The organism is Pedobacter heparinus DSM 2366, from assembly GCF_000023825.1.
GTDB lineage: Bacteria > Bacteroidota > Bacteroidia > Sphingobacteriales > Sphingobacteriaceae > Pedobacter > Pedobacter heparinus.
Map to the genome: position 1 here is coordinate 2594910 of NC_013061.1, position 14632 is coordinate 2609541.

The window sequence follows — 14632 nt, forward strand, 5'->3', positions numbered from 1 at the left end:
GATTTTTTAATTTAAAAGGAGAGCATTAATCCAATATTGTATATTCTTTGCGGCGGATAAGGGTATTTGTCTCCACCGGAAGAGGCTTCGGGGTCTAGCTGGTAGCGTTTATCGATCTTCGACCAGGTGATCAGGTTGTAGCCATTGGTGTAGATCCTGGCCGACTGCATCCTTAACCTTTTGACCATACCCTGGGGCAAACTGTAACTGAGTTCTGCCGATCTTAACCTGAGGTAATCACCCGGTACCAGCCAGTAGGTAGAAGGATAATCGGTAGAGCTGTTCAGGCCGCCAATGATGGAGGACAACCTGGGGTAAGCTGCAGTTTCAGCAGTTTCCGGTGTCCACCTTTTCTCGTGCAAAGGCTGCAGGTTGGACTGGAAGGCATCAATGGCTGCTGCCGTTCCGCGGATGTTGAAGTTTGCTGCCCCCTGGAACAATACATTCAGGCTAAAAGCGCCGTAGTTCAGCCCCAGGCTCAGTCCGTAATTGGTATCGGGCAGGTTCGGGTAGCCCACATAGCTTTTGTCGTAGCTGTCTATCAGCCCGTCCCCGTTCAGGTCTTTATATTTCATGTCACCCGGTTTGGGTACAATGCCGTTTGGTGCGGGATTGGCCTGCACATCTGCAGCATCCCTGTAAAAGCCGTTAAAGGTGTATACAGCAATGGAACCGATGCTGTGGCCGGTCTGTCGCAGCCATGGAAAGGCCGGTTCGGCCTCATCCTGGTACAGGATCTTGTTTCTGGCCACCGAGATGTTACCCCTTATCGTATAGTTCAGCTTGTCATTGATCCTGTTGTTATGGGTCAGTTCCACTTCATAGCCCTTGTTGCTCACCTCTCCCACGTTCATTACCGGCAAAGCCTGCCCGAAAATGCTGGATACCCCGTTCCTTGGCGTTAAAATGTCGTAACGGTAATTGTCAAAATAATCGATGGTGGCCCCCAGCTTGCCACCCCACATCAGCAGGTCTATACCGATATTGGCCTTTCGCTCCTTTTCCCAGCTCACATCGGCATTGCCCAGGGTACCTTCCACAATACCACTGTAGGCATTGTGCGAATAGCCAAAAGAGGTGGTTCCGCCCCTGTCGTAACTCTGTTTGTACAGGTACTTGCCACCCGATACCACATCACTGCCCACCATGCCATAACTACCGCGCAGCTTCAGCAGCTGTACAGCTTTCAGTCCCTTCATAAAAGGTTCCGAGGCCACGTTCCATCCTGCTGATACGGCCGGGAACAGGCCATAGCGCTTGTTGCCCACAAACCGGTCGGTACCATTATAGGCCATGTTGAACTCCAAAAGGTACCTGCTTTTGTAATCATAGCCCAGCCTTGCGGTAAAGCCCCTGGAGTTGGAGGGCACATAATCGTACTGGGTATCGGTATTGGGTGCAATGTCTGTCATCTGGTTAAACAGGGCCAGTCCGTATAAATGGTGCTGGTCAAAGCTCCTGTCGTAGTTGAGCATCAGCTGCGTGTTGAGCCTTCTGAGCATATTGCCCGTCCCGTACTGCAGCCGGTACTTCTGTACGCGGAACACACTCTCGTCCCTTGGGGTATAACTGTCATCGGCCGGGTTGTAAATAAAGGAAGGGAACAGGTCACGGGTCAGGTTACGGGATGAGCTCTGGCTGCTGGCATAGGACAGGTTGGCCTTTACCGACAGTCCTTTGGTAAGCACATCCAGCTTTTGCACCGCATTGGCCACAAAGTTCAGGTTGTTCTCAAAGTTGCGCTGGTAGCCATCCAGGGAAAGCCTGCCCACCACATTGTTGATGCGGTCGCGCACCCTGTTGCTGAAGCCATAGCTGCCATCGGGGTTGTAGATGGGATATACATAGGGCGGCAGGAACTGGTAATTGCTGACCTCAAAGAACACATCGTTACGGCTGAAGGGCCCCGGTACATTGGGGGTATTGGTCCTGCCGATATTGCCCGAGAGGTCGAAGCGCAGGCTTAAGGTTTTGGTGAGGTTCACATCCAGGTTGCTCCTGAAGTTATAGCGTTTATAAGAATAATCATTGTTCACATCTGAGGCTTCGCCAAAGTTGCGCAGCATTCCGTTCTGCCATAAGCTGCCCAGGGAAACAAAGTATCTGGTGTTCTCGGTTCCCCCCGAAATGTCGAGATTGTTGCGCCACTGGGTGCTGAAATCCTTAAACAGGGTCTCATACCAGTTGATATCCGGATGTCCGTAAGGATCATCACCGAGGCGGAAATGCTCCAGGTCGGCAGCCGAGAACTCTGCTGCCAGGCCATCATTGGCCAGGGCCTCGTTCCTGAGCAGTGCAGTACGGTAGGAATTGAGGTATTCAGGCACTTTTGTGGGCTGCTGAAAACCGGTCTCGGTACGCAGGCTGATCTTAGCCGGCCCGGCCTGCCCCCTTCTGGTGGTGATCACCATTACCCCGTTAGCCCCTTTGATGCCGTAAACGGCGGTTGTAGAGGCATCCTTCAGGATAGAGATGCTTTCGATCTCGTTGGCATCTATCCTGGCCACCTGGTCGTAGGTAGATTCCACATCGTCCACAATGATCAGTGGCTGGTTGGCACCTGCCCCATTGGAAAAGGTGCTTACCCCCCTGATGTAAAAGGCAGCCCCATCACTGCCGGGGATGCCCGATCGCTGCTGGGAAAAGAAACCGGGCAGGCGGCCACTCAGGGTGTTCTGCAAACTGGCCGAAGGATTCTGTCTGAGTTCCGACCCTTTAACCGAGCTTACCGAGCCCGTAACGGTCAGCTTCTTTTGGGTGCCATAGCCCACTACTACCACTTCCGACAAGCCTTTGGCATCGGCAACAAGCGTTACCACCACGTTACTTTTGCCGTTCAGGTTCAGTTCCTGGGGTAAATAACCAACGGAACTGATCAGTAAGATGTTCCCCGAACCCTTTAAAGTAAGTCGGAACCTGCCGTTTCCATCTGTAGAAGTGCCGTTGGCGGCCACTCCTTTTTCTGTAATGGATGCCCCTGGCAAAGCACCTGTATTGTCTTTAACCAGGCCTTCAACGATCCTGTTCTGTGCATGTGCAAAGCAACAGCTCAATAGCAGCCAGCTAAAGCTTAACCAGTATATATATGTCTTCATTTAAAATCTTTTGTAATTGTCATTAAACAGCATCTCGCTAAACCTTACCAGCCTTCATTCTGCACCAGGTTTGTATTTTTAGTGGTTTCCCCATAAGGCAGTGGAATATGGTACATGCGTGGTGCAAATACTACTGTTGCGGCTTCAAAAGGCTCGTAGGTAACAGTGCTGCCGTTTAAGGTAGCTTTCATGCCATGGAGTTTCCCATTCAGTACCTGCTGTGCAATTTTCCAGCGGCGGATATCCCAGAAACGGTGTTCCTCAAATGCCAGTTCTACCCGGCGCTCATTCTGGATCAGGGCCCGCATTTCCGTTTGCGAAATACCAGCCTTAATGCCATACCGGTTTCCGGTTCCTGCTTTGATCTTAGCTCTTATCCTCAGCAGTTTGATCTGGTTAACGGCATCTTCGGTGCGGTTCAGCTCATTTAATGCTTCTGCATAGTTCAGCAAAACTTCCGCATACCTGAAAATGATGAAATTATGGTCCTGGTTGGTATAGGTGGTATTGGTGGCAAAATTGGCCATGAACTTGCGCATGTAATAACCTGTACGAGTCTGTTCGGAGCCCGGGGTATTGGGTTTGTCCAAACCACCTTCATAGCTCTGCACTTTCCGCTTCAGCCAGTCGCTCCCGTTAAAAAAGAAGGTCAGTGCAAAACGGGAATCCCTGGCCGCATAAGGGTTGGCCAGTAAATGTGAGTTTGGCACAGGCACACCCGAATCGTTGGTATAGGCATCGGCAAGTTCCTGCGTCGGACTGGTCAGCCCCTTGCTAACCGCCCCGGTTTCAATAAAACCTACCGGTGCATTGTTGCTTTCCACATCAAAGGTCTTCACCCGTTGTTTGGCCATGATCACTTCATTGTTTTTGCGTTTGATGAACACATCAATAAAATTGGCTTCCAGTGCATACTTGCCAATCAGCTCTTCAGCTGCATTCAGTGCATCCTGCCACCTGCTCTCTTTGTAATCCAGGTAACCGGTAAGCGCTTTTTTTGCCGGATCAGTTTCAAAACCTCCGCCGTTAAAAAGCGGACTGGCGGCATAAAGCAGCAGCCTGCTCTTCAGTGCCAGTGCACAACCCCTGGTCATTCTGCCCAGGTCTGTATCTACAACAGGTTCTATCTGCAGTTTGCCTTTAATGTCCTCACATTCAGAGACAATATAACTCACACATTCAGCAAAGGTATTGCGGCTCACATCAATCTTATCGTTCAGCCCAAAGATCTTATCTCCTATCAAAGGGATGCCGCCATAACGTTTCAGCATCTCGAAATAAAGCATCGCCCTGATAAACCTGGCTTCTGCACGCCAGTATTGTTTGCGTTGTGCATCAGCAGGTACAATGTCAATATTTTTAAGGAATATATTTACCCTCCGTATGCCGGCATAACAATCACCCCAGGCAGCATCCGGATTATTGGCCGGGGTTAAACGTCCGTTCACAAAATATTCAACTGTAGAGGCATTGCGTGTAGGCAAGGCATCATCTGTACCTGCATCCAGCAGGTTTCCGCCTACACGGTTAAAGCCATCTGGCAGATAGGAATAAATATTGTTCAAAAACAGGTCTGCATATACCGCATTTCTGTCGCCTTCATCAAATATATAATCGACAGTCAGCCTTTCCAGTGGTTCTGTCTCTACTTTTTTACAGCCATTGATGCTCATCAGCACCATAACCATTACAATTAAAACAAGTCTGTTTTTTTTCATGTCTGCTTATAGTTTAATTGAAATACCGCCATTAATTACACGCTGTATCGGATAGGAACCTGGTTTCACTTCCGGATCTACCCGGTCAAAATCAGCGATGGTAAACAGGTTAAGTGCATTGGCAAATACCCTGATGTTGTCCAGTTTAATCTTTCTGGAAATTCTCATTGGAAGCGTGTAGCCCAGTTCTACCGTTTTTAGGCGCAGGTAATCGCCTGAATGCATCCAGTAAGAGGAAGTCTTATGGTTGTTTACATTGCTACCTGCCGTTAAACGCGGATAGCTGGCGCTGCCTGCAGTTTGTGGTGTCCAGCGGTCCAGCTGGAAAGGATAAGCCTGTCCGAAACCATTGCTCTGAAATTCCCATTCACTATTGCCGGTAAGCAGCATATTCCTGTTTTCTACACCTTGCAGCAATGCACTAAAATCAAGGCCCTTCCAGTTGAAACCCAATGTAACACCATAAAAAAACAGTGGTTTGGTAGAACCTATAGGAGCCTCATCGTATTGGTCAATGATACCGTCATTGTTTAGGTCCTTGTATTTAATGTCACCCGGCTGTGGGGTATAGCCGGTTACCGCTACACTGCCGGCATCAACAGTCTGGTACAGGCCCTCGGCAATATATCCAAAAGGCTGTCCCACTGCCTGCCCGGTACGCTGCATCCAGCTGTACTGCTGAAATACCTCGTCGCTGTATATCACCCTGGACTTGACCAGACTCGCATTTCCTCCGATAAAATAGCTGAAATTACCGCTCTGTTGCTGCCATTTCAACTGAAAATCTGCTCCTGTATAACGGTTGATGCCGATGTTTTCGTCCGGATAATCGTTGCCCAGTACCGCACTGTTCCTGCCCCGCTGCATCAGCAGGTCATAATATTTGTTGTTGAAATACTGCACATCAAAAGCTAACCGCTGGTTTAGCACACTACCCTGCAAGCCTATGTTCAGCTTATCTGATTTTTCCCATCGGATGTCGGGATTGGCCAGTGTAGATTCTGTTACCCCATTTACCGTTGCAGGTGTAGCACCAAATACGTAACCCAATCCTGATGCGTCCGTATAATATTGGTTAAATACGTAATAACCGGCCTTGTCCCAGCCTGTTTTGCCGTAAGAAGCGCTAAGTTTCAGGTCTTTCAGCCAGGAATCTTTCATAAAATCTTCCTGGTAAATGTTCCAGGCCAAACCAAGGGCCGGGAACAGGCCAAGTGGTGTGCCTTTAGGATAACGGTTAGAACGGTTCATTCCGAATGCCAGTTCTGCAATGTATTTTTTATTGAAATCGTAGGTCAGCTTACCGGAAATCCCTGAATAGTTCAGGTCCAGGTCGCCATCTATCGAACGGGTATCACTATTGGCAGCCAGATAAACATCAATGCCATTTGCACCAAACCTGTTGCTGTACCCGGCAGAAAATTCTGCATATACCTGACGGTTGTTCTGCGAAACGGTACTGGCATTCGACTGGTCGCCGTTCACCCCAAAAACCCTGTAGCCGGTACCGGTATACTGGTAGGTGGCAAAGGTTTTATTGCGCATGGTACGCTGACTGGCAGAGGCAAAATAAGAAGCCATACCGCGTACCCATAGCCCTTTGGCCCAGGAATCCAGTTTACGGGTCAGCGAAACATCGGCAATCATGTCGCGGTTATAAGTGGCCTGATAACCTGCAGCCGTAGCCTGTCCGTATATATTATTGGTAAACTGCTGTACCCCACCCAAAGAACCGTCCGGATTAAATACCGGATAAGCATTATTGGGTGTATTGATCAGCGAACTGAAAATATTGGTTACTGTGCCACCCGGCTCCGTTCCGTTCATGATGCGCCCGAATAACCTTAAACCCAGTGTGGTCTGCCGATCCAGATCTACCTCTATATTGGAGCGGACAATATATCTGGTGATGCTCGAATTGGTACTGTATTTATTGGCATCGGATTCTTTGATCAGACCGCCCTGGTTAAAATTCTCGAGCGAGATGAAATAACGTGTGGCATCTCCGCCACCACTTACATTCAGGTTGTACCTGCTTATAGGGGCTGCCGGGCGCAATACCTGATCTTTCCAGTTTACATCCGGATGCCCCGTCGGGTCTGTCCCGTTCCGGTAAGCTTCCAGATCGGCATTGCTGTATTTTGCGGCCAGCCCATCATTCCTCAGCGCCTCATTGTACAGGTTTGCATAGTCATAAGCATTTAAAAAATCGGGCATTTTCAAGGCTTGCTGTACACCAGTCTGTGCCGTAAAGGCAATTTTACGTTTTCCGTTAAACCCCTTCCGGGTAGTGATCAGCAAAGCCCCATTCGATCCGCGTACACCCAGCATGGCCGTGGCCAGGGCATCTTTAAGTACGGTAACCGATTCAATTTCCTCCGGGTCCAGCAAGGTTACCGAGCGTGGTATCCCATCAATGATCATTAAAGGCGATTGTCCCCTTAACTGCAAAGCTGCACCATCAAATCCCGGTTCGCCCGAGCTTTGGTTGGTGTACAGGCCCGATAAACGGCCGGTTAATATGTTATATAAACTCCCTGTCGGGGATTTCAGCAGGTCTGCTGTGTAAATTGCATCACTGGACGCAATTTTAAGGGTATCGGAAACACTGCCTGATAAAAGCTGGGCAGGCTTTTTCCGCTTGAGCTTCAGGCTGTCCTGCCAGCTGGCTGATCCTGTTTTGAGCTGTGTCGCTGAAATCCGGAACTCATTCCTGATAACCGGACCGGCCGCTGGCGCTGACGCCATTGCCGATGAGCCGGAATACCATAAAATGGAAAAGTAAAATAGATATCTTCTCATTTGATTTAATTGGTTTTATGATTAGGTGTGCTTGTAATTATTTATTCATTTGTTGATTTTTTAATTTAAAAGGAGAGCATTAATCCAATATTGTATATTCTTTGCGGCGGATAAGGGTATTTGTCTCCACCGGAAGAGGCTTCAGGGTCTAGCTGATAGCGTTTGTCGATCTTCGACCAGGTGATCAGATTGTAGCCATTGGTATAGATCCTGGCCGACTGCATCCTGAGCCTTTTGACCATGCCCTGGGGCAAACTGTAACTGAGTTCGGCCGATCTTAACCTGAGGTAATCACCCGGTACCAGCCAGTAGGTAGAAGGATAATCGGTAGAGCTGTTCAGGCCGCCAATGATGGAGGACAACCTCGGGTAAGCTGCAGTTTCAGCAGTTTCCGGTGTCCACCTCTTTTCATGCAAAGGCTGCAGGTTGGACTGGAAGGCATCAATGGCTGCTGCCGTTCCGCGGATGTTGAAGTTTGCCGCTCCCTGGAACAATACATTCAGGCTGAAAGCCCCGTAATTCAGCCCCAGGCTCAGTCCGTAATTGGTATCGGGCAGGTTCGGATAGCCCACATAGCTTTTGTCGTAGCTGTCTATCAGCCCGTCCCCGTTCAGGTCTTTATATTTCATGTCGCCCGGTTTGGGTACAATGCCGTTTGGTGCGGGATTGGCCTGCACATCTGCAGCATCCCTGTAAAAACCGTTAAAGGTGTATACAGCAATGGAACCGATGCTGTGGCCGGTCTGTCGCAGCCATGGAAAGGCCGGTTCGGCCTCATCCTGGTACAGGATCTTGTTTCTGGCCACCGAGATGTTGCCCCTTATCGTATAGTTCAGCTTGTCATTGATCCTGTTGTTATGGGTCAGTTCCACTTCATAGCCCTTGTTGCTCACCTCTCCCACGTTCATTACCGGCAAAGCCTGCCCGAAAATGCTGGATACCCCGTTCCTTGGCGTTAAAATGTCGTAACGGTAATTGTCAAAATAATCGATGGTGGCCCCCAGCTTGCCACCCCACATCAGCAGGTCTATACCGATATTGGCCTTTCGCTCCTTTTCCCAGCTCACATCGGCATTGCCCAGGGTACCTTCCACAATACCACTGTAGGCATTGTGCGAATAGCCAAAAGAGGTGGTTCCGCCCCTGTCGTAACTCTGTTTGTACAGGTACTTGCCACCCGATACCACATCACTGCCCACCATGCCATAACTACCGCGCAGCTTCAGCAGCTGTACAGCTTTCAGTCCCTTCATAAAAGGTTCCGAGGCCACGTTCCATCCTGCTGATACGGCCGGGAACAGGCCATAGCGCTTGTTGCCCACAAACCGGTCGGTACCATTATAGGCCATGTTGAACTCCAAAAGGTACCTGCTTTTGTAATCATAGCCCAGCCTTGCGGTAAAGCCCCTGGAGTTGGAGGGCACATAATCGTACTGGGTATCGGTATTGGGTGCAATGTCTGTCATCTGGTTAAACAGGGCCAGTCCGTATAAATGGTGCTGATCAAAGCTCCTGTCGTAATTGAGCATCAGCTGCGTGTTGAGCCTTCTGAGCATATTGCCAGTCCCGTACTGCAGCCGGTACTTCTGTACGCGGAACACACTCTCGTCCCTTGGGGTATAACTGTCATCGGCCGGGTTGTAAATAAAGGAAGGGAACAGGTCACGGGTCAGGTTACGGGATGAGCTCTGGCTGCTGGCATAGGACAGGTTGGCCTTTACCGACAGTCCTTTGGTAAGCACATCCAGTTTTTGCACCGCATTGGCCACAAAGTTCAGGTTGTTCTCAAAGTTGCGCTGGTAGCCATCCAGGGAAAGCCTGCCCACCACATTGTTGATGCGGTCGCGCACCCTGTTGCTGAAGCCATAGCTGCCATCGGGGTTGTAGATGGGATATACATAGGGCGGCAGGAACTGGTAATTGCTGACCTCAAAGAACACATCGTTACGGCTGAAGGGCCCCGGTACATTGGGGGTATTGGTCCTGCCGATATTGCCCGAGAGGTCGAAGCGCAGGCTTAAGGTTTTGGTGAGGTTCACATCCAGGTTGCTCCTGAAGTTATAGCGTTTATAAGAATAATCATTGTTCACATCTGAGGCTTCGCCAAAGTTGCGCAGCATTCCGTTCTGCCATAAGCTGCCCAGGGAAACAAAGTATCTGGTGTTCTCGGTTCCCCCCGAAATGTCGAGATTGTTGCGCCACTGGGTGCTGAAATCCTTAAACAGGGTCTCATACCAGTTGATGTCCGGATGTCCGTAAGGATCATCACCGAGGCGGAAATGCTCCAGGTCGGCAGCCGAGAACTCTGCTGCCAGGCCATCATTGGCCAGGGCCTCGTTCCTGAGCAGTGCAGTACGGTAGGAATTGAGGTATTCAGGCACTTTTGTGGGCTGCTGAAAACCGGTCTCGGTACGCAGGCTGATCTTAGCCGGCCCGGCCTGTCCCCTTCTGGTGGTGATCACCATTACCCCGTTAGCCCCTTTGATGCCGTAAACGGCGGTTGTAGAGGCATCCTTCAGGATAGAGATGCTTTCGATCTCGTTGGCATCTATCCTGGCCACCTGGTCGTAGGTAGATTCCACATCGTCCACAATGATCAGTGGCTGGTTGGCACCTGCCCCATTGGAAAAGGTGCTTACCCCCCTGATGTAAAAGGCAGCCCCATCACTGCCGGGGATGCCCGATCGCTGCTGGGAAAAGAAACCGGGCAGGCGGCCGCTCAGGGTGTTCTGCAAACTGGCCGAAGGGTTTTGTCTGAGTTCCGACCCTTTAACCGAGCTTACCGAGCCCGTAACGGTCAGCTTCTTTTGGGTACCATAGCCCACTACTACCAGCTCTGCCAGCCCTTTGGTATCTTCCTGAAGGTCAACAATGGCATAGCCGCCCGAACTTACGGCGATTTCTTTCGACTGAAAACCCATATAACTGAACACCAGTATCCCTGTATCATCCGGAACCTCCAGCATGTAACGGCCATCAGCATCTGTAACAGTCCCCTTTTTTTCATCTTTTAAATAAACACTCACACCAGGTAAAGCTGCTTTTTGTTCGTCCCTTACCAGACCTTTTATAAGCTGCAACTGGTTTGCAGGAGCAGCAGGCTGCTGTCTCCATTTCACCACCACTGTATTGCGGTTGATCAGATAAGTAATGGGCTGTCCGGCAAAACACAGGTCGAGCACTGATTTTAACCCCGCATTCTTTACCACAATACTTACGGGATTGGCTTCCTTCAGCATTTGCGAATTGTAAATGAAATTATAGCCGCTTTGGCGTCGTATCTCTTTAAATACTTTTTCAAGGGGGACGTCTTTTTCCGACAGGGTTATTTTCTGCGCATCAACCGTATTCAGTAACGCAAATAGCGGGAATAGCAAAATAAGCACGAATTTCATCGACCTAAAAATTAAATGAATACAGGTATAATTAGTTTATATTGGTTGTTTCTATTCCTATGGCATTACGGTTACCGTTCTGCCATTTATACTGAAGTGAATGGTGCCCGTCAGTTCCAATGCTTTAAGTACCTCAGAAAGGTTGTCAGAACGGGAAGCCGTTCCGCCAAATTTGGTACCTTTAAGCTCGCCCTTATACACCACTTCTACATCATACCACCGTGATATTTTTCTCATGATGCTATGGATATCTTCATCTTCAAACATAAATATGTCGTTCTTCCAGGCTATGGCCTCTTCCAGGTTAGCCGCTGAAACAGCTATGCTACCCTTTTCAGGGTTCAGCAATGCCTGCTGCCCGGGTTTTAACAGCTGCTGTATATTGCCTTTGATAGCCGAAACACGCACGCTGCCTTCCAGCAGGGTTGTTCTGGTCATAACTTCCTCATCGTATGAACTGATGTTGAAATGGGTACCCAAAACCGCTACACTTTGCGCGGCAGTTTCCACTATAAAAGGAACCCGTTCTGCTATTGCTTTTCCATTCACTATGCTTAACCTGTTACTTTTTGCAACTTCAAAATAGGCCTCGCCCTTTAAGCGGACTACCCTTTTTTTAGTACCGAACACCGCCGGAAAACTTAAAGAAGATGCGGCGTTTAACCATACTTTTGTACCATCCGACAATATTACCTGATATTTTCCGCCACGCGGCATACTGATCGTATTGACCTGCTGATCTGAAACATCAGGCCCAGCAGCAGGTTCGTAAACCAGTTGCCCGCCATCGATGCGCAGATTTGCAGCACCCTGCTGCGCCAATATTCCATTCTTTTTACCTTCCAGCACAATTTCCGACCCATCAGCCAGTGTAAGTACAGCTTTATCTTTTCCAGGAGGAACGTCATTTTTAAAGAATTTGTTTACTGCTTGTCCGGCCAGCTGCACAGCTGCTTTGCGGGAATTTAAGCGGTAAAGGCCTACAGACAGCGCCAGCAGCAGCACTGCGGCGGCAGACCATCTTACTAAGGTATTTAAACGTAATACTTTGCGCGGCCTGATTTCCGGCTGTAGTCTGTTGAAGATCATTTGCCTGGTCTGCTCCTGATCGCCCATCTCTTTCGTATCCCAGGGCAGGTCAAGCAGCTCAAAACCATCCTGATAATTCATCAGTAAAGCCTCCTCTGCCTGGCTACAGGTGCCGGCAAGGTACTTTTCATACAGTTTCAGGTAATCTTCTTTGCTCATAATTTGGTTGCTCTAATTATATAGAGCCCGATTTTGAAAGCCACACACATAAAAGTTAAATCTTTTTTTTAATTTTTTCGGCTTTTGTAAATTAATGCCTTAACATTACAATTTGTAATGCAGTTGATGCTATTATTGTCTAATTTTATGGTAATATGACCGATCAGGAACTTTGGAAAGCAATCAGGGAAGATGACCCCAGGGCATTTGCTGTGCTTTTCGAGAAACATTGGTCTAAAATTTACACCACGGCATTCTCCATGCTGAAAGATGCTGAGGCCTGCTCTGGAATTGTACACGATATTTTCCTTAACCTCTGGATCAAAAGAGAACACCTGAATATAGCATCTTTTCCTGCTTACCTGAAAGCTGCTGCGCGCTACCATGTTTACAAATATATCAAAAGCTTAAAGGCCAGCCCTATCGATTATACCGACGAGCCCCTATCCCTGGAAAAGGCAGTCAGCCAGAATACCGGTGATGAGCGTATCAGGTATATGGAACTGGAAAATAAAGTGGAACTCTACTTAAAGGAATTGCCTAAGCGCTGCCAGGAGATCTTTATACTGAGCAGAAAAGAAAACCTGAGTAATGAGGAAATTGCCAAACGCCTGGGCATTTCAAAAAGAACAGTAGAAAATCAGCTCACCCATGCACTCCATCATTTACGGATCTCTATGAAAGACCTGATTGTGGTCCTTATCCTGCTGGAAATTATGGGCCGCTAGATACGATGGAGCTAACCGGTTTCAATTTACCGGCTTGTTGTATAAACCGGTATTACCTTTTTCCAGTAAAACCATCAATTGTTTAACCAGTTCCGGCTGCTGTGCTGCTATGTTCTTATTTTCATAAGGATCTGTCTGGTGATCGTATAATTCAATTGCAGGCATTGCGGCCCGGAAGTATTTTGTTAAACGGTAACGGTCTGTACGCAGACTGATCCCTTTCTTAAAATAACTGTAGGCTATACCGCCCGCTGAACTGGCAAGCGGATTTTTTAATGCAGGTACCAGACTTGTCCCGTCAATATGCGCTGGCTTCTTTATTCCGCAGAGTTCCATTAAAGTAGGATACACGTCTACAGCGCTCACCACATTATTGTTTATGGCCTGGGGCAAACCAGGTACCTTTATGATCAGGGGACTGTGCAAGGCCCATTCAGATAGCGTATGTTTACCCCAAACGCGGTCGTCGCCCAGGTGCCAGCCATGATCACCCCATAATACCACAATGGTATTTTTATCCTTTCCGCTTCGCTTCAGTTCATCCAGTATTTTACCTATCTGGGCATCTGAATAACTTACTGCAGCATAATAGGCATGACGAAGTTTACGGGCATAAGCATCAGATACAGGCTTGGCCAGTGAGGCTCTTTCTTCCCCCTTTTTATACCCGTTAAACTCCCCGCTTTCCTGCAAACTGACAGGATTAACATCTACTGGTATATCTGGTGATGGTGTTAAGCTGATGTCGGCCTCCTGATATAAATCCCAATACTTCTGCGGCGCAGTAAATGGTAGATGGGGCTTAAACAGACCTACACCCAAAAAAAAAGGTTTCTCTTTTGTACTCAGTTCTTTTAACTTGCTGACTGCCATTTCGGCTGTTAAGCCATCGGGGTAGTTGCTGTCACTTACAGGCGCATGTTCATAAGGTTTTACTTCGCCTTTTAATTCATTTCTGTTGTTGCCATCGGCATAGCCAAAAAAGGCATTCCACCCTGTTTTCCATTTACCTGCATTAAAAAGCATTTCATCCCAGCTTCTTTCCAGTTCCATTTGTGAACTTTTTGGTTCCAGGTATTTATATACATAACCATCGGGTGAGTGACTTATTTTACCTATCCCTACCGTATAATATCCTTGCTGTCTAAGTAACGCAATAAAAGATTCGGGTATATTCTGGCTTTTTGGTTTAAGTTCAAAAGCCTCATTGGAAAGATCATTTACTGAACGGGGCCTTAAACCTGTAAGTATACTGGCCCTTGAAGCCCCACAGGTAGGTACTGTTACAAATTGTTGCTTAAAAAGAACCGATTGTGCAGCCAAGGCATCTATATGGGGAGATTTTATAATGCGGTTACCATAACAGCCCAGATCGGGACGAAGGTCGTCAACAAAAATAAAAAGCACGTTATAAGGTTTTGCGGTAGGTGCCGGAACATATTTATGACTGCTAAATAAAATAAGGACAGAAAGGGTAAAAAATAATACTGTAGCTCTTTTCATGCTGGAAAATTTGGTTAGTGTTTGCTATATTAGAGTATTTTTTTAAGCAGTACACACATTTATTAAATATATTATTTTTTGTGCCAAACTTCCAAGCAACTGCTTATCTGGTAAGTTTATGTTTCTTTTGAATTAATAATCCG

The 14632-nt window shown here is 48.0% G+C and carries 7 protein-coding genes; 1 reads left to right on the plus strand and 6 read right to left on the minus strand.

The features are described from left to right. Positions 1-11: 11 nt before the first annotated feature. From PHEP_RS11115 to PHEP_RS11135, 5 genes are all read right to left on the minus strand, one after another. Positions 12-3095, minus strand: coding sequence for a SusC/RagA family TonB-linked outer membrane protein (locus tag PHEP_RS11115; protein ID WP_015808058.1), 3084 nt, complete (start codon positions 3093-3095; stop codon positions 12-14). Positions 3096-3139: 44 nt separating this feature from the next. Further along, complete coding sequence (locus tag PHEP_RS11120; protein WP_015808059.1) at positions 3140-4813, minus strand: RagB/SusD family nutrient uptake outer membrane protein; 1674 nt, start codon at positions 4811-4813, stop codon at positions 3140-3142. Between the two features lie 6 nt (positions 4814-4819). Continuing rightward, positions 4820-7615 carry a SusC/RagA family TonB-linked outer membrane protein gene (locus PHEP_RS11125; RefSeq protein WP_081436846.1) on the minus strand — a complete coding sequence of 932 codons (2796 nt, stop codon included), beginning with the start codon at positions 7613-7615 and terminating at the stop codon, positions 4820-4822. Between the two features lie 65 nt (positions 7616-7680). Continuing rightward, positions 7681-11010, minus strand: a complete 3330-nt coding sequence (locus PHEP_RS11130; RefSeq protein WP_015808061.1) for a TonB-dependent receptor — start codon at positions 11008-11010, stop codon at positions 7681-7683. Positions 11011-11067: 57 nt separating this feature from the next. Beyond that, positions 11068-12258 carry a FecR family protein gene (locus PHEP_RS11135; protein WP_015808062.1) on the minus strand — a complete coding sequence of 397 codons (1191 nt, stop codon included), beginning with the start codon at positions 12256-12258 and terminating at the stop codon, positions 11068-11070. Positions 12259-12413: 155 nt separating this feature from the next. On the opposite strand from PHEP_RS11135, the gene PHEP_RS11140 reads away from it, so the two are divergent. After that, a complete protein-coding gene (locus PHEP_RS11140; RefSeq protein WP_015808063.1) occupies positions 12414-12986 on the plus strand; it encodes an RNA polymerase sigma factor in 573 nt (190 codons plus the stop codon). 21 nt (positions 12987-13007) lie between these two features. On the opposite strand, the gene PHEP_RS11145 is transcribed toward PHEP_RS11140, so the two are convergent. Then, complete coding sequence (locus PHEP_RS11145; protein WP_015808064.1) at positions 13008-14489, minus strand: sulfatase; 1482 nt, start codon at positions 14487-14489, stop codon at positions 13008-13010. Positions 14490-14632 lie beyond the last annotated feature (143 nt).

Bases quoted from the DNA above. Each gene is read 5' to 3' on its own strand.
- PHEP_RS11115 (WP_015808058.1), bottom strand. From the start codon at position 3,095: ATGAAGACATATATATACTGGTTAAGCTTTAGCTGGCTGCTATTGAGC.
- PHEP_RS11120 (WP_015808059.1), bottom strand. From the start codon at position 4,813: ATGAAAAAAAACAGACTTGTTTTAATTGTAATGGTTATGGTGCTGATG.
- PHEP_RS11125 (WP_081436846.1), bottom strand. From the start codon at position 7,615: ATGAGAAGATATCTATTTTACTTTTCCATTTTATGGTATTCCGGCTCA.
- PHEP_RS11130 (WP_015808061.1), bottom strand. From the start codon at position 11,010: ATGAAATTCGTGCTTATTTTGCTATTCCCGCTATTTGCGTTACTGAAT.
- PHEP_RS11135 (WP_015808062.1), bottom strand. From the start codon at position 12,258: ATGAGCAAAGAAGATTACCTGAAACTGTATGAAAAGTACCTTGCCGGC.
- PHEP_RS11140 (WP_015808063.1), top strand. From the start codon at position 12,414: ATGACCGATCAGGAACTTTGGAAAGCAATCAGGGAAGATGACCCCAGG.
- PHEP_RS11145 (WP_015808064.1), bottom strand. From the start codon at position 14,489: ATGAAAAGAGCTACAGTATTATTTTTTACCCTTTCTGTCCTTATTTTA.